General features: G+C 62.6%; 18 protein-coding genes and 5 pseudogenes. 12 read left to right on the top strand and 11 right to left on the bottom strand.

Annotated features, from left to right (window positions below):
• Positions 1-251 precede the first annotated feature (251 nt).
• From ACVBEQ_RS24995 to ACVBEQ_RS25005, 3 genes are all read left to right on the top strand, one after another.
• The gene (locus ACVBEQ_RS24995; RefSeq protein WP_447156109.1) at positions 252-995 is read left to right on the top strand and encodes a hypothetical protein; all 744 of its coding nucleotides are present in this window, start codon (positions 252-254) and stop codon (positions 993-995) included.
• 359 nt (positions 996-1354) lie between these two features.
• The gene (locus ACVBEQ_RS25000; RefSeq protein ID WP_447156110.1) at positions 1355-2842 is read left to right on the top strand and encodes a S8 family serine peptidase; all 1488 of its coding nucleotides are present in this window, start codon (positions 1355-1357) and stop codon (positions 2840-2842) included.
• A 170-nt stretch (positions 2843-3012) separates the two neighbouring features.
• Entirely contained in the window at positions 3013-3384 is a 372-nt protein-coding gene (locus ACVBEQ_RS25005) for a hypothetical protein (protein ID WP_447156111.1), read from the top strand.
• 28 nt (positions 3385-3412) lie between these two features.
• Here the strand turns inward: ACVBEQ_RS25005 and ACVBEQ_RS25010 are convergent, their stop codons facing one another.
• The 4 genes from ACVBEQ_RS25010 to ACVBEQ_RS25025 form a co-directional block, all read right to left on the bottom strand.
• Positions 3413-3880, bottom strand: a complete 468-nt coding sequence (locus ACVBEQ_RS25010; protein ID WP_447156112.1) for a DUF6623 family protein — start codon at positions 3878-3880, stop codon at positions 3413-3415.
• A 280-nt stretch (positions 3881-4160) separates the two neighbouring features.
• Complete coding sequence (locus tag ACVBEQ_RS25015; protein ID WP_447156113.1) at positions 4161-4448, bottom strand: hypothetical protein; 288 nt, start codon at positions 4446-4448, stop codon at positions 4161-4163.
• A gap of 8 nt (positions 4449-4456) precedes the next feature.
• Positions 4457-4774 carry a hypothetical protein gene (locus ACVBEQ_RS25020; protein ID WP_447156114.1) on the bottom strand — a complete coding sequence of 106 codons (318 nt, stop codon included), beginning with the start codon at positions 4772-4774 and terminating at the stop codon, positions 4457-4459.
• 137 nt (positions 4775-4911) lie between these two features.
• Positions 4912-5316, bottom strand: coding sequence for a transposase (locus tag ACVBEQ_RS25025; protein WP_447156115.1), 405 nt, complete (start codon positions 5314-5316; stop codon positions 4912-4914).
• Between the two features lie 1098 nt (positions 5317-6414).
• Here ACVBEQ_RS25025 and ACVBEQ_RS25030 point away from each other — a divergent pair.
• Positions 6415-6726, top strand: coding sequence for a transposase (locus ACVBEQ_RS25030; RefSeq protein ID WP_447156116.1), 312 nt, complete (start codon positions 6415-6417; stop codon positions 6724-6726).
• A 50-nt stretch (positions 6727-6776) separates the two neighbouring features.
• Positions 6777-7145: an IS3 family transposase gene (locus tag ACVBEQ_RS25035; protein WP_447156117.1), complete on the top strand. Its 369-nt coding sequence runs from the start codon at positions 6777-6779 to the stop codon at positions 7143-7145.
• Positions 7146-7205: 60 nt separating this feature from the next.
• On the opposite strand, the gene ACVBEQ_RS25040 is transcribed toward ACVBEQ_RS25035, so the two are convergent.
• Complete coding sequence (locus ACVBEQ_RS25040; RefSeq protein WP_447152261.1) at positions 7206-7439, bottom strand: hypothetical protein; 234 nt, start codon at positions 7437-7439, stop codon at positions 7206-7208.
• Between ACVBEQ_RS25040 and ACVBEQ_RS25045 the strand changes: the two genes are divergently transcribed.
• From ACVBEQ_RS25045 to ACVBEQ_RS25055, 3 genes and pseudogenes are all read left to right on the top strand, one after another.
• On the top strand, positions 7429-8652 hold the full coding sequence (locus tag ACVBEQ_RS25045) for an IS110 family RNA-guided transposase (RefSeq protein ID WP_447152262.1): 1224 nt from the start codon (positions 7429-7431) through the stop codon (positions 8650-8652). The genes ACVBEQ_RS25040 and ACVBEQ_RS25045 overlap by 11 nt on opposite strands.
• 22 nt (positions 8653-8674) lie before the next feature.
• Positions 8675-8863, top strand: a pseudogene (locus tag ACVBEQ_RS25050) (DDE-type integrase/transposase/recombinase); the annotation flags it as partial.
• Between the two features lie 66 nt (positions 8864-8929).
• A pseudogene (locus ACVBEQ_RS25055) lies at positions 8930-9781 on the top strand (transposase); the annotation flags it as partial.
• Positions 9782-9796: 15 nt separating this feature from the next.
• Here ACVBEQ_RS25055 and ACVBEQ_RS25060 read toward each other — a convergent pair.
• Complete coding sequence (locus tag ACVBEQ_RS25060) at positions 9797-10996, bottom strand: IS110 family RNA-guided transposase (protein ID WP_447152368.1); 1200 nt, start codon at positions 10994-10996, stop codon at positions 9797-9799.
• 259 nt (positions 10997-11255) lie between these two features.
• On the opposite strand from ACVBEQ_RS25060, the pseudogene ACVBEQ_RS25065 reads away from it, so the two are divergent.
• Positions 11256-11783 (top strand): annotated as a pseudogene (locus ACVBEQ_RS25065) (IS30 family transposase); the annotation flags it as partial.
• Positions 11784-11862: 79 nt separating this feature from the next.
• On the top strand, positions 11863-12081 hold the full coding sequence (locus tag ACVBEQ_RS25070; RefSeq protein ID WP_447156123.1) for an integrase core domain-containing protein: 219 nt from the start codon (positions 11863-11865) through the stop codon (positions 12079-12081).
• Here the strand turns inward: ACVBEQ_RS25070 and ACVBEQ_RS25075 are convergent.
• On the bottom strand, positions 12026-12394 hold the full coding sequence (locus ACVBEQ_RS25075; protein ID WP_447156118.1) for a hypothetical protein: 369 nt from the start codon (positions 12392-12394) through the stop codon (positions 12026-12028). The genes ACVBEQ_RS25070 and ACVBEQ_RS25075 overlap by 56 nt on opposite strands.
• A 467-nt stretch (positions 12395-12861) precedes the next feature.
• Between ACVBEQ_RS25075 and ACVBEQ_RS25080 the strand changes: the two genes are divergently transcribed.
• Together ACVBEQ_RS25080 and ACVBEQ_RS25085 are read left to right on the top strand one after the other, a co-directional pair.
• On the top strand, positions 12862-13668 hold the full coding sequence (locus ACVBEQ_RS25080; protein WP_447156119.1) for an urease subunit beta: 807 nt from the start codon (positions 12862-12864) through the stop codon (positions 13666-13668).
• 78 nt (positions 13669-13746) lie between these two features.
• The gene (locus ACVBEQ_RS25085) at positions 13747-15249 is read left to right on the top strand and encodes a hypothetical protein (protein WP_447156120.1); all 1503 of its coding nucleotides are present in this window, start codon (positions 13747-13749) and stop codon (positions 15247-15249) included.
• A gap of 370 nt (positions 15250-15619) precedes the next feature.
• Here ACVBEQ_RS25085 and ACVBEQ_RS25090 read toward each other — a convergent pair.
• The 4 genes and pseudogenes from ACVBEQ_RS25090 to ACVBEQ_RS25105 form a co-directional block, all read right to left on the bottom strand.
• Positions 15620-16569, bottom strand: a pseudogene (locus ACVBEQ_RS25090) (IS110 family RNA-guided transposase); the annotation flags it as partial.
• A 145-nt stretch (positions 16570-16714) separates the two neighbouring features.
• Positions 16715-17203, bottom strand: a complete 489-nt coding sequence (locus ACVBEQ_RS25095; RefSeq protein ID WP_447156121.1) for a helix-turn-helix transcriptional regulator — start codon at positions 17201-17203, stop codon at positions 16715-16717.
• Positions 17187-18014 carry a TniQ family protein gene (locus tag ACVBEQ_RS25100; protein ID WP_473163204.1) on the bottom strand — a complete coding sequence of 276 codons (828 nt, stop codon included), beginning with the start codon at positions 18012-18014 and terminating at the stop codon, positions 17187-17189. The genes ACVBEQ_RS25095 and ACVBEQ_RS25100 overlap by 17 nt, the downstream gene beginning before the upstream one ends.
• Before the next feature lie 34 nt (positions 18015-18048).
• Positions 18049-18153 (bottom strand): annotated as a pseudogene (locus ACVBEQ_RS25105) (hypothetical protein); the annotation flags it as partial.
• Between the last annotated feature and the right edge of the window lie 76 nt (positions 18154-18229).

Genomic DNA, 18229 nt, shown 5'->3' on the forward strand with positions numbered 1-18229 from the left:
TGGAACCGGCACCCAGGGACGCATGGCGAGCGAATCGCACACCGACGGAAGGAGCATCGTAAGGATCAATGAAGGCGCGCCCACTGAGGTCGCCACCGCCGCACCACGAAAGATCGACGCTGACCCTGGCAGCACACCAGTACGACATGCGACCTATTGCACATGATTGCTCTGCAACGCCACGAATCGGTTCGTGCGCGTCCTCTGCTTGTGCGGTACGGTCAACCAATCAACGCCTTGAGGAGGTATTGGTGACTGGTGCGGGCGACTTCGTGAAGGCAGTACGAGACCAGACAGGGTACTGGCTCAATTATCCACCTGCTCAGCCACTTAAGCTGGGCGACATCGTCGTGAGGGAATCGGGGGTTTGGATTCCGATTGGCAATGTCGCAGACAGGGGCGTTGTATACGATACGGAAGAAGACGCCAACGCTGCCGGAGCGCCATGGGTGAGTGCATCCGCAACCGGGGTCAACATTGAGTCGTCGATCGGTGCTGCACCAGGAGTCTTTAAATACATCACAGATGGGCAAGTCGGTGCCAAGGTTACGTTTTCCTCCGGGGATAAGTATCTACTTTCGGCTGCCGGTGTTCGGTTCAATCGGGTCAAGAGCATCGATGCGTTCTGGGACGTCGTGCGTGGTGAGTATTCGAGCTGGACTTGGGATTTGCGCCGACGAATCGTCACGTCGGTCGCGATAGCCGAATCAACCACCTTTCTAGCGAGTGGCGAGTCGGCAGCGGCATACGAGCTATCTGCCCAGGCAGGGTTGAACGTCCAGGGAGTCGACCTCGCCACCATCTCTGCCGGCTTCAAGTTGGCCTCTACGTATAACTCATCGGAGACCTTTGCCGGCCTGGCAAATGTTACTCCGCTGTTCAGGCTCCATAGGGTTACCTTCTTTACCGGCAGCCTTGACGCTGCCGCGATCCCCGACAGTGACTCGAAGGCACCGCCCACGGAAGCCACCCGGCTGGTGGAAGATGACACATAAGATCCTAACAACGGCTAAATCGGTAATTTCAAGTGGCCGGCATACCTAGCGAACGTTTCGAGCGGGCATACGCCGATACTGACGTTGCAACTGCAATTGACAGCCCTGCGTTATACGAAGTGTGGCGTGGCTACGCAATGCGCGGTCCTCGTGCGCGTCTGCCGTTGTTGCTGCAACTCGCGGTTGGCGCGAACGCCCGCGACGTTGCCGCCCAACTCCAGCACGTTGCGACCGTAACGCAAACTGCTCCGGTCTTTCAAATCGGTCTAGTTGGAGACTGGTTGCTCGCTCGATGCGATTTGCCGTTCCTGGTTCGGGTACTGCTTCCGCAGACCCGTTGGGGTCGTATGTTGACCGTGGTGGCCTCCCTCACCAACACCGAGTTGGTCGAGTTAATGACTCCCTTTGACGAATTGCTTTCAAGCGATACGCCAATGCGTCAAGCGCTACGAGATGACCGGGGTCAGCGGCCGGCCCCCAACGGACCAGACTCAGGCGAGTCTCGGGTAAGATTTGACCCTCGCGACCAACAGATTGCGAGCTGGTTGTTGCGGCTACTTGCCCGCATGTGGGGCTACGACCCAGATCTCGATTCGGAGAGGGACCTCGCCGCCGGCGACTTGAACCGCGCCTTGTTTCCGACAATGCTGAGCACCAGCCGCTTAGCTCAAGGTTCCACCATCGAGTCAATCAGCCTCGACAGGATCGTTACACCGGCATCGGTTGTATCGGTAGCCATGCCGCGCGCCGGCGGATCGTTCGCAACGGTAAAGGCAGACGCCGTAAAGAGGCTCTTCAACGTTAGTACAACTGATCAAACCTGGGCAATAATAGACGGCGGCATCAATGCCTCCCACCCCGCTTTTCGAAGCGCATCTGGTCAGGATAGTCGCATCGTCGAGACATTCGACCTCACCAAGATAACCGATGATAAACTCCAATTTCTTGCCAGCGGGAAGGGTCCGATAGATCATCTGGTTGACGTCGTTCAGAGTTGCGCGGTTCCCGCTTGGCGAAGCGATAAGGCTACTGGCTACCGGAAACCAGTGACAAGTCATGGAACCCACGTCGCAGGTATCTTGGCCGGGCGGGTTCCAGGCGAATTCGAGGGACTCTGTCCGGAAATGCAGCTTTGGGACTTCCGCGTGCTCAGCGACAACTCTGAGGGCAACGAATCCCGTGTGCTTCTGGCCTTGCGATTTATCCGCCAACTGAATACACGAAATCGTGATCTCATGATCGTGGGCACCAACATGAGTATCTCGCTCGGCTACAACCCCAAGAACCATGCGTGCGGTTGGACGCCTGTATGCGAGGAGGTACGGAATCTGGTTCGGTCAGGGGTGATTGTGGTTGCCGCCGCGGGTAACGCCGGCTATCAGACCAATGCACCGGCGGATGGTCTCGCTGATGGGTCTGGAGCGTCAACTGTGCGGAGTAAAGGCACTGGATTCGGGATGATTAGCGTGACCGATCCAGGAAACACTGAGGAAGCGATTACCGTCGGCTCGACACATCAAGTAGATCCCTACCGCTACGGTACAAGCTACTTTTCAGGCCGGGGGCCAACGGCAGACGGGCGCATCAAACCGGACCTATTGGCACCCGGGGAGCATGTCCTTGGCCCCGTCGGGAGCGTCGGTTACATGTTCCTTGACGGGACGAGTCAGGCCGCACCACACGTATCCGGCGCCGCGGCGATCCTAATCGCCCGATACCCTGAGTTGATCGGGCAGCCTGAACGCATCAAGAAAATTCTGTCCGACACGGCGACAGATCTAGGGAGAGACAGGTACTTCCAGGGTCATGGTTTGGTCGACCTGCTCCGAGCAGTTCAATCCATCTAACCGCGAGAACGTCTTCGGCTCATGACCAGAGGCCAGTCGGTGCGTAGAGGTCATCAGGAGGTAGTGCGCAGATCACACGGAGCGGCGGCGACCTGCTCATCGGCCTTGCCCGATACAGCGGACCACCGGATCCTTCATTTGACCGTGGCTGTTGGGGTACCCTGCACTCTATGGCAGCGAACGAGGTGTATCACGGCTTCGTCCAGACTTTCAGCCGGGCGTTCGGGTCCGGCACTATTACCATTGACGTCGATGGGGCGGCTGAGTCTGTCCCGTTCGTGGCTGAGGTCGTCGCCTCGGGCACCGGTACCCTGCGTTCAGGCGACGAGGTCCGGGTTACCTTCGTCGACGTTAGTAGTCGTCCTCTGACCATTGAGTCTGTCGAGCGAGTGGAACCGGCAACCGCGGAAGTTGCCGATGCGATGACTTCATCTGGCAGTGAACCAGAATTTGTTTTTGAGACCGCGCCAGAACGTCGAGACACTCTTGCGCACTTCTCGAAGGACAAATATATCCAGACGGGAGCTCGATTGACCTTCTAAACTCCTGGAATGGTCATGATCAAGCAGGTTAGGGCAGCAACTTCAGCGTGACACCTACGGATCCAATGGCGGCCGCATCTCGCGCCCTGTTCGACTGAACTAACAAGCTCACACCGATGGCAGCGGTCACTGGTTCAGGGGAGCGCAACCCGGTTCTGACGATCCGCACGCGCTCACCGCTATCACCCTCCGAACGATGCGCCCCGTGCGTCGATTGGAGGGCGGTCTCGGCACTGATGAGGCGGGACGACCCTTGCCAGACATCGACCTTGGTTATGGCTGCTTCACCCCAGGTACGGAGCTGCAATGCGACATCATCAATCGTCCAGAATCCCCCGTCTAACATCGTTGGAAGACTGTAGTGCAGCCAAGCATCGTTGTCGCCATTGCCTTTGATCCGGACGAAATATCCAAACCGCTCAATTGTGAAGCCCACGCTGGTCTCGAGCCATGCCGAGTGCCCGTGAACCCACAGCGCCCGCGTATTCGCTTCCATACGGGCAGCCTTCCACCCGTTGGGGCGTACCACTACCCCTATAGGGCCACGCCTGCTAGGTCGCGCCCTGCCGGTCCATCGCTGCGGGCGTAGGCTCTGAGTGGTCGATTCAATTGGATCTGGCACAGATTCCGTGCTCCGGGTCGGGATGGCAACAAGCTGCCCGCGGGGGCGCGCTTTTCCACCCCAGGACAGCGGCGGCCAGTAGGTTCCACCCGGCGTCGACAGCATGAAACTCAAGTCCGGAGTTCAGCCCAAGAGAATGAGCTTGCGGAGCATGTCAGGTTTCGCTCGCCCGTACATCGCGGCCTTGAGCTGCTTGATGCGGTTGACGGTGCCCTCGACCGCGCCGGAGTTGTATCGCAGGGGTGAGGCCGGCGACCACGGCGTCCAGGTCGCGTCGCAATCCGGCGGTGAACGACCGCTGCATCTGCAGGTCCGCGTCGACAGCACCCATCCACCCGGCGAGCGTTCCCCGGTCGCCGGACAGGTCTTTGATCATCCGGGCGAACCCGGCCACATGGCGAACTGCGGCGTCGAGTCCAGGGCAACGGGGTTCGGATCGCATGCAGTCGTTCATCGTCGGCCGGTCGAGACCCCGGGAGACCGGTGATCCACCCGGCGACCCGACGCACCGCCGGGCCGTCCAGGGAGGGGCGACAGCGCCTCCAGCGCGGCCGCCTCGATGTGGCGTAGCGGCAGCAGGTAGCGGCGGACAGTGTTGTAGCCGCCGGTGTATCCCTGCTCGGTGATCTCAGCGAGCAGCAGGGTGGTATTGCCGTGGCCGGCGGCCAGCCGTTGGTGCAGGTAGGGCTTGAACGGGTCCAGCACGCTGGCCCGGACGCCACCGGCCAGCAACGAATCGGGGTTGTCCGCGCGGAGGTAGCGGCGCACGGTCTGGAAGTCCGGTCCATTTTCCGGGCGATCGCTCGCATCGTCAGGCCACGTTCCCGCAGCTCATTGCAGTGGTCGTACCGCTGCCGGCTGTGCTCGACCCGCACCGCGTCGGGTTGCCACCGCGGCCACCAAGGTCAGAGTTCTCGGACGCTGGAACCGGCTCGGGTAGGCAGGCGTGATGCGCGGCGACCAGGCGCTCCGCGTGGTGGCACAGGTTGTCCCACAGGTGCCATCGGTCGGCGACCTGGATCGCGTTCGGCGCACCGTCGCGGGCAACCGTCCGTGTAGGCGCCGGCTCGGTCTCGGCCGATCACCTCGACACCGGGGTGGGCGCGCAGCCATTCGGCGAAGTCCGCGGAATCGCGGCCGGTGAGGACATCGACCGGCCGGTGGCCGTCGGCCAGGTCGACCACCACTGTGCCGTAGTGATGGCGGCGGCGTAGCGCGAACTCGTCGACACCGAGCACTCTCACCGGGCCGACCGGGGGATCTGGCAGCCCACGGATCACGCAGAGCAGCGTCGACCGGCTCACTGCCATGCCCAGTCTTCCGGCCAGCCAGGATCCGGCTCGCCCTGCCAGCGCTAACTAACCCAATAGCTGCCAACGCCCCGTTCAAGCCGATGCTGCGGCGGCCGTTTCGCTCGGTCAACCCCGGTACCTGCTCAACGAAAGTGCCTGCGCTGCAGCCGACGTGATCGCAGAAGTACCGGCGCACCCTAGGCGGAGCACCACCGGCCGCCCCGCAAACGGGAAGGTCAGTCACCCGCCGTTGATAGCGGCTGTGCACCCGGGTCGATACCCGGGAGCATCTTAGGCACCACGACCCCCGCGACCGTCCATGCGCTGCGACGACAACCGCGTTGTCGGCCAGGTCGATGCCGTCGATCACCACCGGCGACAGATGCGGAAGCAGAAGCCGACAACAATCTCGAGGAGCCACCGACCCAGAGCACCACGTACACGGGCGTCAGGCCAGCCCGGGCCACCATCCCGCAATGTGTGCCAGAACCAACTACCGCGACCAACGACACCCTCACGGGGAGGACCTCTAACGACGTTGCAGGCTTCGGTTCATGCTGCGGACCGCTCAGTTGCTCCCCCAAAAGGGCTTTTGACACCGGGCTTCGACCCGGACCGTTTCCAAACCGAGCCGCCAGTCTGGTACCGGGCCTCCTGACAGCTACCTGGACCGGACTCACACCGGCAAGCGACGGCGAGTATGAACAAACAGATCACCCCGACACGAGGTCACCCCCTGTTCCACTGGGCGCACGAAAGATCGAGGTTAATATGGGGGATCGAATTGTCTCAATACAATGTTGGCGGACGGCAACTGCGACCGACGGGAGTCTGCGGTGTACGAAATATTCTGCGAAGGCGAATGGGACTTCTTCAACGCTGATGAGTATGAAACGTTTGGCTCGACGCCTGTTCACCTCACAACGCCGCCCCACAGAAGGGCGGACGGCATGGAGGTCAAAACGGACGAGGACGGTCTAGTAATACACAATCCCGAACCAGTTGTTGTCGTCCCTCCTTCAAAGACTTAGCCGGGATCGACCGACTGGGGTTCGCCCTGTTTGACGGACACCTCGCTTGCTGGATCTGTGGGTCTGGCGGGGAAGGATGTCAGTCATGTCATCAGCAGCAGGGAAGGGCGGTCGCAGGAGTTACACGCCGGCGTACCGGCGGGACGCTGCGCACTTGGTCATCGATACCGGCCGGCCGATCGCGGTCGTCGCCCGGGAGATCGGGGTCGGTGAGCAATTGCTGGGCCGGTGGGTCGCGATCGAGCGATCGCGGTTGGACGATGCGCCACCGCCGATGGACGCCGATGAACGCGCTGAACTGGAGCGGCTGCGAATCGAGAACAAGGAATTGCGGATGGATCGGGAGTTCCTGAAAAAAGCGGCGGCCTTCTTCGTGACCGAGAACCAGAACCGGTAGCAATGTACCGGTTGATGGACGCGGAGAAGGCTTGCTTCCCGATCACTCGCATGGCTGATTTGCTGGGAGTTTCGCGGTCCGGGTTTTATGACTGGGCGCGCCGGGAGCAGGCGCCGCCGACACCGGCGCAGCAGCGGCGGGCCGTGTTGACCGAGCGGATCGTGTACTTCCATGCGCAGTCCGATCACGTGTACGGATCACCGCGGATCCTGGCTGACCTGCGTAAGGACGGTCATGTGGTGTCCGGGAAGACGGTGGCCAAGTTGATGCGGCGCAACGGCATCGTCGGCATCAGCCCACGGAAGTTTCTGCCGGTCACCACAGTGCCGGGGCCGGACCCGCAGCCGTTGCCGGACCTGGTCGGCCGGGTCTTCGACCGGGGCGAGTTGAACGCCGTGTGGACCTCGGACATCACTTAATGGGAGGGCCGGGTCCCCTGACCTGGTGCCCGTGGTGAACTGGCGGGGGCCCCTGAGATATCACCGGCCCAGGCCGGGGGGCATGGTGGTGGTGAGCCGCTGGAGGGTGTCCACTCCCTTGTCTGAACCGGCCGTCGAGGTCTGAACGTAGACGGTGGCCCCGCCAGTCGCCGGGTACGTGATCGGCTGGTGAGATGCCGCGCCGTCGAGCGCTTCCATTAGGTCGCCGCACGCACCCTCGGGCTCAACCGCGAAGGGATCGACGAGCGAACGGGAGAGCGAATTGGGAATCACCTGCGGGATCGATTGGGCGGAGAAGCACCACGACGTCGCTGTTGTCGACGAATCGGGCCGGGTAATCGGCAGACGAAGGATCACCACCGGCGTGGCCGGCTTCGGTGAGCTGATGACGTTGCTCGCCGAGCACACCGACAACCCGCCGGCCGTCCCGGTGGCCATCGAAACAGACAAGAACCTGATCGTTTCCGCGCTGCGGGCCGCCGGCTTCGTCGTCTATCCGATCAACCCGCGGGCGGTGGCGCGGTATCGGGAACGGTATGGACAGTCGGGGAAGAAGTCCGATCCGGGTGACGCGGCGATCCTGGCCGACGTCCTGCGCACCGATCGGCATCAGCATCGGCCGATGCCAGCGATCACCGACAACGCTCTGGCGGTGAAGGCGTTGGCCCGTCAGCACCAGGAGGGGATCTGGGCGCTGCATCAGACCATCAACCGCCTCCGATCGGTGCTGTTGGAGTTCTACCCTCAAGCGCTGCAGGTGTTTCCAAACCTGAAGCACCGCGCGGCGATGGCCGTTCTGACCGCTGCCCCCACTCCGGCCCAAGGACTGAAACTCACGCCCCGTCGGGTCGTTGTCCTGCTGCATCGCTGCGGGCGACGCAACGATCCCGCCCTGGTCGAGGCGATCATCTCCGGTCTGAAGACGCCGGCGTTACGGCAGCCCCCGCAGGTCGAGGCCGCGCTCGGCCGAACCGTCGCGTCGCTGATACGCATCATCACCGTGATGCTCGACGGCGTCGACGACCTGGAACAGGCGCTGTCGGCTGAGTTCGACAACCACCCGCTCGCCCCGGTGCTGAGGTCCGCTCCCGGTCTCGGGCCGCTCTTGGCCGCCCGGGTGCTGGCCGAGATCGGCGACGATCCAGCCCGATTCGCCACCGCGAACGGGCTGCGCGCCTTCGCCGGCACCGCACCGGTCACCCGCGCCTCCGGCCGCTCCCACTTCGTCAAAGCACGCAAGGTCCGCAACCGACGCCTCGGCGATGCCTGTCACTGGTGGGCGTTCGCGATGCTCACCAGGTCCGTCGGCGCCCGAGCGCACTACGACAAAAGAAGAGCCGCCGGCGACAGCCACAACGCCGCCCTGCGCAACCTGGCCAACAAGCTCCTCGGCCGACTCTGGTGGTGCCTTCAACACCAAGAGCCCTGGGACGACGCAGCCGCCTGGCCCAAGCCCAAAACCGAGGCCGCCCCGATCGCTGCTTGACACCTGACTCGCGTGGGATGTCTACCTGGGCACCGATGAGGGCTGGTTGTACCTGTGCGCGGTCCGCGACGCGTGTTCCCGGCGGGTCGTCGGGTGGGCGATCGAGGACCACCTGCGGACCGACCTGGTGGAAACCGCGTTGCGCCGGGCGGTCACATTGCGAGGTGGATTTCCAGGGAAAGTCATCTTTCACGCCGACCGCGGCTGTCAGGGCGGATTCAACTGGTCGTCGCAACACCTCGAGTCGGAGGTGGGTATGGGCAGGCCAGCGGGTTGGATGACGGCCTTGACGGGTCGATCGCCGATGAAGTCGCCGGGGGCGCCGGCGCATCGGCGGGAGGTGCAGCGGCAGTTCTGGGTAGAAATCGCCAAGGGTCTGTGGGCGGAGGACGCCGCGGAGGTGGTCGGCGTGTCGCAGGCGGTGGGCGCGCGGTGGTTCCGACACGCTGGCGGCATGTCACCGTTTGAGCACCCCGGGCTGTCTGGTCGGTATCTTTCTTTTCCGGAACGGGAAGAGATCGCGCTGCTGAAAGCGCAGAACACCGGGGTACGGGAGATCGCCAGGCGGGTAGGTCGCGATCCCTCGACGATTTCCCGTGAGTTGCGCCGGAATGCGGCCACCCGGGGCGGGAAGTTACATTACCGGGCCTCGGTCGCGCAGTGGAAAGCCGACCTGGTCGCGCAGCGGCCGAAGACAGCGAAACTGGTCGTGAATGATCAGTTGCGTGAGTACGTGCAGCAGCGCCTGTCGGGCAGGGTGCGCCAACCGGACGGAACCGTCGCCGCAGGGCCGGCGACCGAGCCGTGGAAGGGTCGGGGCAAGCCGCACCGCGGGGACCGGCGATGGGTCACCGGGTGGAGCCCGGAACAGATCGCGCACCGGCTCAAGCTGGACTTCCCCGATGATGAGTCCATGCGGATCAGTCACGAGGCGATCTACCAGGCGCTTTACATTCAGGGAAGGGGTGCTCTGAAGCGAGAACTGGTCGCGTGTCTGCGGACCGGGCGAGCGCTGCGCGCTCCACGGGCGCGGGCATCCCGCAAAGCGTGGGCTCACGTCACCCCGGAAGTGATGATCAGCGAGCGGCCCGCCGAGGTCGAAGACCGAGCCGTGCCGGGCCATTGGGAATCTCAATGCTGTTTGTCAAGCCGCTGCGGGTAGTGCAGGGACTGGCTCTTGGTAGGCGGTGCGGTCACGGATCATGGCCCAGATCGTGTTGAGCCGGCGTCGGGCGAGCGCGATGATCGCCTGCTTGTGGGACTTGCCCTCGGCGCGTTTGCGGTCGTAGTAGGCCTTCGAGGCGGGGCTGGCCTTCAGGCTGGATAACGCGGCCAGGTAGCAGGTTCGCAGTAGTCGTCGGTTGAATCGGTGCGGTCGGTGATGATTGCCGCTGATCCGGCCGGAATCTCGCGGCGACGGGGCCAGGCCGGCGACGCTGGCCAGTCGGTCGACGGTGTCGAAGGTGGTCACGTTGCCGGCGGTGTTGGCCAGGAACGTCGCGGCCAGGACGACCCCGAAGCCGGGCATGCTGAGCAGGATCTTCGCGTCACGGTGCCGGTCGAGCGTCTCTGCGATCTGCTCGTCGAGGGCGGCGATGTCGCTGTCCAACGCCATGATCTGCCCGGCCAGCTGGGTGACGATCTGCGCGGCCACCGCCTGGCTGGCCAACACCGTGCGTTGACCGGCGGCGGCCTCAACAGCCTTGGCGGCGACGGTGTCGGCGCCGCGGGCGCCGCGGCTCCTGAGCCAGGCGGCGAGCCGGGCAACGCCCATGCGGCGGATCCCGTCCGGTGTCTGATAACCGGCGACCAGGATCAGCGGTGCCTTCTTCGAGAAGTCGAAAGCTGCTTCTAGAGCGGGGAAGTACTCCAACATCGTGGCCCGCAGCCGGTTGATATGACGGACCCGGTCGAAGATCATGTCGGTCCGACGCGAGGTCAACAGCCGCAGATCAACGCTGACCTGGCCGGCGGCCCGGACCGGTTGCAGATCGCTCCGCATCCGCGCCTGATCGGCGATGATCCGCGCATCTTTGGCGTCAGTCTTGCCGTCACCGCGGTAGGTCGCCGCGGCGTGGTGAACGATCCGACCGGGTAGGTAGAGCACCCGCTGCGACCGGTCGGCCAACAACGCCAGAAGCAGCGCTGCACCACCGGCGTTGAGATCGGTGGCCCACACAGCCTCATCACCGTCGGCCAAAGACAGCACGGCACTGATCAGGCCGGTCAGCGCGGCCTCATCGTTGGCCACCCGCCGGGACAGCAGCACCCGGCCGCCGGCGTCGATGACCACGCAGTGGTGCGCCCACTTCCCCGAATCCATTCCTACCCAGACCGCCGTCATCAGCCATCCTCACGTCGCCGTCACCAAAGGGGGTTCTCCTCGAGTGGCAGCCACGCCGGCACGTCCTTACCCAACGATCGTCGCGCGAGTCTCAATGAGCGGTCGAGCTACCAACAGGACAGGCGGGCGGCCATTCCCAGTGAGCCGTCACCGACCAACGATCAGCCCGGCAGGGAGACCTGAAGCCATACCCACCTGTCCCAAGGAGAGCGACCAAGACCTTACGACCGGGCCTGATCCACCCCTCCACGAACGTAAGGAAGGCGACTTGCTGATCGGTTTGGAACGCTCCGCTATCGGCACGCTGGTCGAGCGGACAACCCGATTCACAACACTCATCCACTTACCGCGGGAAGAAGGATTCGGTGTCATTCCGCGGATCAAGAACGGACCGCCGTTGGCCGGCTACGGCGCGATCACAATGAAGAATGCGCTGACCGCCGCAATTACGACTCTTCCGGAACAACTGCGCCGGTCGGTGACCTGGGACCGCGGCAAGGAACTGTCTGCACACGCCCAATTCAGAATCGAAACCGGTGTCCCGGTCTACTTCGCCGATCCACAAAGCCCATGGCAGCGCGGTACCAACGAAAACACCAACGGTTTGCTGCGGCAATACTTTCCCAAGGGCACCGACCTGGCGCGGTGGTCCAGCGCAGACCTCCAGGCAGTCGCCCACGCACTGAACACCAGACCACGCAAGACCCTCGGCTGGCGCACCCCAGCGGAGGCATTCAACGAGCAGCTAATATCGCTGCAACAAGCCGGTGTTGCATCCACCGGTTGAATCTAGTCAGTACACCTCCCGGCAGCTCGCCGACGCCGCACAGAACTTACCGATTCTGCCATTCGTCGGGCGTACCGGTGTGCGCTGGGACAACGCGGCAGCCGAATCTTTCTTCTCGACCCTTAAAACAGAATTCTACAATCGCTACCACTGGGCCTCGAAGAGCGCCGCGAGAAGGGCAGTCGGCCGGTGGATCGAGGAACGGTACAACCGGCTCCGCCGGCACTCCTCGATCGGCATGCTCAGCCCCGTACGCTTCGAAGACCACCTCCACCACCAAGCGGCACAAGCCGCATGATCGCGTGTCCGTCACACGGGGAGAGCCCTACAACGTCGAGGTCGACGTTGAGGGGGACGGACCCGGCGAGGGCGTCGGTGTGGAAGCACCGGATGGATTCGGCAAGGCGTTGTTCGATGCTCATCCGGCGGGCGTATCGCTCGATGAGTTGTTTGACGGTGGTGGTGCGGGCGTTGGTGATGATGACGGTGGCGGCGTCCCGGCCGAGGCCGGTGACGACGAGTTGCCGGACGGTGCCGGGGTAGTTCGACAGGGTGGTGGTTTCGTCGACGACGCGGGGGCGTTGGTATTTGCCGTCGCGGTCCAGTCGCACGGTTTTCCACGCGGCGGCGGGCAGCTGGGCGATGTGCTGGTTGATGGCTCGTCAGCGGCCCAATCAGCACGTCTGATCGAACCAGCTCGACCCGCCCGATCGGCCCATACGGGTCGAGATCTACCGCCAGGCGCACCGGTCTGAACCTCGAAGAGGAGGATGGCTCGGATGGGCAACTCGCACTGCGCAACGCTTTTCCCAGCACCTGCTCTCCGTCGGCGCAGCATTGATCGAAACTGTCTATGTGGTCCATCGACTTAAGTCGCTGGATAGCGTGCGCGAGTGGTCCAATACCCACTTCCGCTGATCCTCGACCAAGTCAAGTGGTCAACACCAGGGTCGGTATCCCCAACTGGCCCAATCTCAACTCCACCTCACGACCCTCGATCGGGCTATAGTCAACCCCGGCAAATCGGACTACCTTCCTGCGTGTCGTCTTCTCACATCGACCGAATTCAGGTGTTGTGGTGTCGGTAGCTCTAGAAATTCGCGACGGTGATCCGTGGTTCTTCAGCCCAGCACTCCGACTGATCGACCCTGCCGATGCATCGACGGAGGTGATGCCCGTCGCAGGTGCGCCGTGCTATATCGAGGCTCGAGTGAGGAACACCGGCGATAGGCGCGTCGAGAATGCGACTGTGCGCTTCTACTGGGCCAACCCTGCAGCGGGGTTTAATCGGTCGACCGCCAATATGGTCGGCACCGCATTCGTTACCCTCGAACCGGGAGGAGACGAAGACGTGCTGTGCCTCAGCCCTTGGGTTCCGTCTCCCATAAATGATGGACACTCGTGCATACTGGCGGAGGCCTTCCATTCATCTTTAGACCCCCTTCCGGCTACCGTCGATTTTAGTGTCCCTACTGACCGTCACGTCGCCCAGCGAAACCTTTCAGTAATCTCCGCGACGAAAATGAATTTCGCTTTTCGGTTCGAGGTGCACAATACTGACGATCGGCAGCGGGGGTTTATTTTGACCGTGGAACAGCGCGCGCTGGACACGGCACTTGAACTGCTCGGCTTTCAAAAAGATCGTTTCAGCGCCAAGACTCAAGTCAAATCAATGGGGTTTACGGACCAGCGGTGCTACTCAGAGGTCGATGTCGGCCAACTACGACCCAAGATTCAAATGTCCTTACCAGCTCACGCACGAACTGCACTCAGTGTGGCCGGCACATTGGAATCGGACGGAGCCGCGCTGTTGGTCGTGGAGCAGCTCGCAGAAGATACTGGCACGCAAATCGGTGGGTTAGGGATTGTAATAGTTGAGGGGTAGGTCATGGCCGTATCAGTACAGAGTCGACCTTTCGCTAGCGAATTGTACTCGGGCCTAGCGCTGCCAGGCGGCTTCTTCGTGCCTATGCTCGGCACGCAAGTCATCAATGCGCAGGTATCGACCGATAGCACCGAACAATCGGTCAGCGTCTCCGTCGAGAGTGTGTCGGATCCGAATATCATCGTCACTCCGAACACACATGGATTAGGAGATATGTCCGCAGGTTCTGTTCAAACGCTACAATGGCGCGCGGACTTCAGTCAAGCCTCACCCGGAGTTCATCGGCTGAGTCTAATTGCGCAAACCGCTACCCGCCGCATCCGTATCATCAAGAAGATTTTCGTGCTCGGCGTGGTGAATGATCCAGCTACAGGGGCCTTCCGAGCGGAATTCCCGGAGGGCCGTCTCGAGGTTCGATTCACCGAGCTACTGGTCTCGGATAAATCCTGCGACGGAAAGAATCCCAACGCCGGGTCCGTCGATCTGAAGGACCAGGATGACATCTATCGCGCCATAAGCGACCGCATTATGACATCCCTAGAATTCAACAAGAAGATTGACTGTCCGATCCTAATACTACCGTCAGGAATGGAAATCGCTTTTGTTCCAAACCCTGCTTACGACAACCAATTTGGTCCGCTACCGTTTGCGGATCCAAGCGCTAAAGAAGTGTGGACCGCAATTTTCGCAGCGCTGGTATTCTTAGCACTGCTTATTGCATTCCTTGCCGGTGTTGCCGCTTCAGGCGCCACCGTAGTTTTCACGGGTGGGGCGGCCGCGCCAGCGGGAGCGGTAGGGGTGGTTGCTATCACAGCCTGCTGCAACCCAGTACAGGCCGTAGCTATCGCAGTGGCGGTTGGTGCGGGCGTGGGTGCCGCGATAGCCGGTGCTGGCGACTATCCGAACGAGCCCTTTCACCGCGGCCAACAAGCTACGACGCCGCCCGTGGGAACGGTGACGACGGCGGAGCGTCTTGATCTTGCGCTCCAGTATGTTGAGCCGATCGTTGCAGGCACACCGTATGCGGTCGAAGCAAAATGGTCATACACCAGAGAACTCTTGAATACCACCACGGGTGATCTATCCGTACTCACTCATCAGGTCAGCGAAAAACGGACTAATGAGCACCTCCTTTCGAGATATGAGGTGGAACATCCCGATATAGTGCGAATAAGGAAGGATTCAAAGGAAAAGGCGGTCTTTGTTGTCAAGGCTCGTTTTTTTGGGCCCGACGACACTCCGGTGGTTCGCGATCAGCTGTTTGTGCAGTGCTATCTGGAAGGAACTGGTCAGCAAGCAGACCGATGGTATCGGTTCCTACTCCACGACAGTGGTATCGACCCCGACTCACAACCCGACGGCACGTTTACTGGCCAGTTCTATTTCTCCGAGGCGGATCTAGGCGAATGGGATGTCACCGTCTTGGCTCAGGACGTAAACCTTGCCACCGAGGATATGACGCCCGAGGAAGCAGCCACCTACGTCGGCAGCCAAGTCCTCACCAATCAGCTTGAGATTACGACGTCAGGTGGCACGTGTCCATTCACGCCGGATGGGATGGTTCGCGTTATCTTCGAGTGAGTGGATGCAAGGCATTCGCAATCTATGTAAAAGACAGGTCCGCGGCATCATATCGCTACTGGTTGGCGCTTTTGCCAGCATTCTCGTGACTTTATGTCACCGGTCAGGTGCGCTGGGGTGGCATAGCGCGAGTTCAATGGCGGAACGGAACCGCAGACCGGACGGCATTTGACGCCCCGGAGGGAGTTTGTAGACTGGGTACCCGTGATTCTAGTGTCTTTTACACGGCGATTCCGACTTATAGTCGCTGACACGAAAATTATGGTGACCACAAGCTGGTGACCACCTTGGGTGGTGACATGTTCGTCCGCCGCGACGGGTGACGCCGCGGTGATGGACTTCGGTGTTTGTTATCCGGCCTGGGCGACCGGATGGTGACGGTGTATCCGAGGGCTTCGAATTGTTTGACGGCGCGGGCTTTGGTTCTGGCGGGGTCGCGGCGGGTGTAGTAATCAGCGCCGGGATCGCGGTAGAACTCGCGGTTCTGGAGCATGTTCCAGGCGGCGACGAGCATCGCGTGTTCCGCTGCGACGATCGCCTTCATTGGTCCGCGGGTCGGTGCCATGTGCCGGAACTTCGCCGAGAAGTAGGTTCCCTTGGACCGTGCTTGGCTCAATGCTGCGATGCCGAGAGCGCCTTTGAGGTAACGGTTCCCTGGTCTGGTCTTGGTGGACTTCACCCGGCCCGCGGACTCGTTGGACCCAGGACTGACCCCGGCCCAGGAGGCCAGGTGCGCGGCGGTGGGGAACTGCCGCATCTGGCCGCCGGTCTGGGCGATGAAGATCTCAGCGAGCACCTGGGAGAAGCCCGGGAAGCTCTCCAACAGCGCCCGGGCCGGCAGAAAAGGTGTGATCAACTCGTCGATCCGCTCCGAGAGCAGCTCGATGTCCCTGGTGTGCGCGTCGATGCGATCCAGGAACAGGCGGGTCATGAAGGCGTGATGCTCGGTGAAGTGCCCGTTCAGCGCCTCGGTCAGCACCGGGATCTTGGACCGCATCCGGCGTTGGGCCAGGTCGGCCGTCACCGCGAGGTCGGCGGTGCCCTGCTGTCGATGATGGCCTGCAGCATCAACCGGCCGGACACCCCAGTGATGTCGCTGGCCACCGAGGACAGTCTGATCCCGCTGTCTTCCAGCAACTTCCCCAGTCGCCGGATCTCCCGGGTTCGTTGCCGGGTGATATGGGTTCGGGTCCGGGTCAGGTCCCGTAACCGGCGGATCGGCTCCGGTGGCACGAATGACGCCCGGACCAGGCCGTGGGCACCGAGATCCGCTAACCACGCAGCGTCGGAAACATCGGTTTTGCGGCCGGGGAGGTTTCTAAGCCATCGAGTTGCTGGTCGAAGCGATAGCCCCGCCTGTTCCAGCCATCCCGGGGTGGGTCGACGCCGTACCAGGGCAGCATCGGGTGGAGCGGGTAGGTGCACGGTCTGCCGCGGGCGCGACCAGCAGGGCCTCAGTTCGGTGTCAGCGTGTGCCGTTGCCGCTGGGGAGCCGCTCGGAAGTCGTGGCGCGCTGTCGGTTGTCGTTTGCCGCGATGGCCGCTGCCTCGGCCCGTCCGGACACTCCGAGCTTCCGGAGAATGTTGGAGACGTGGACGCTAGCGGTCCTGCGGCTGATGTAGAGGGCCTGGCCGATCTGACCGTTGCTGTACCCGGAGGCGACAAGCCGCAGGACCTGGGCCTCGCGGTCGGTCAGTCCGATGGAGGCCCCACTGTTCTCCGCTGGTGCGGGTACTTGTTCGCGTTCGACCGCGAGATCAGGTGTGCGCGCCGGTCGAGCGCATCGATTGCCTGGATCAACATGGCCGCGTCCATGGTGGCCGCCGAATCTCGTGCCTTGGTCAGCAGCGCGCGTGCCTCGGATCGCGTTTCGACGGATCGACCGGTGGAGGCTATCCCAGCTTTCGACGAGGGCACGCCATTGTCCGGTGTCATTTTCAGAAGTGCGCTGCAAATTTGTCAGAAGTGGGTTGCAAATGGCGGCCCCGGCTGTCGGTAGTGGGTTGGAACAGGTGTGCGGCGGTGCCGTTGCCGGTGATGGTGCCGTCTTGTAGCGCGGCGATGACGGCTGCGGCGGCTTGCAGGGCTCGGTCTTGGGCGTAGCAGTTCAGGCCTTCGTAGGGTTGCCAGTAGTCCTGCTCGATACCGGCGGGGCGTACACCCGCGCCGGCCGGCTGCAGGGTTGCGCGTATATCGTCGAATTCGGCTGGCAGATCGGTGATCTCATCGATGATGGTGCGTAGCAAACGGAACCAGACCCTGGCCGGGATTGTCTCGCCCGGCAGGGTTACGCGGCCGGTGGTCAGTGCCTGCCAGGTGTAGGTGTCCATGGCGGTGACGGCTGGGTTCGGTGGGGGTTCGTAGTAGGAGGCCGTCGGGTCCGCGGCGGATACGAGCCGGCGGCGGTGGAGCGGGCAGCTGAGCATGATCGGGATCGCCCATGCCAGCAGGCATGGGTACGGCGGAGCCGTGTCCATGGGTAAGCATGCCGGGCATGACAGCGACGTCAGGACCCCGTCGGTGGGGAGCCAGGCCAGCCAGCCGTGCAGACGGCGGTATTGGCGCGTGCCGGGCGCCGGCAGGATCGAGTACTGCTGGGTGTAGGCGGCGTACTGATTGTGCGCCAGGGGTGTGCCGATCAGCCCGGACCGGTAGCCAGCCAGAGATGTGCGGCGGATCCGGCGGGTGGGCGTTCCGGTGCGGGCGGCCAGCCGACGGGCCAACCGCGCGGGCATCGCTACGGTCAGATCGTCGAGTTCGACCATGGTGTTCAAGGTGGTAGCCGAGGTCGTCGAGCAGGACTCCAGCGTCGACGTGCAGGGCGGAGGCCAGGCGTGTCAGCCACGATGACGCCGCCTCGCCTGGGATCGGAGCGGGGTGTACGGGCCAGCGCGTTGCGGTCATAGGTGCCGCTCGGACAGGTGAGAGCTTGTCAAGATTTCTGTGTAAGTGGCGGTCGGTTTCGGTTAGTTGATCTTGT

It is taken from the genome of Nakamurella sp. GG22 (assembly GCF_052976845.2).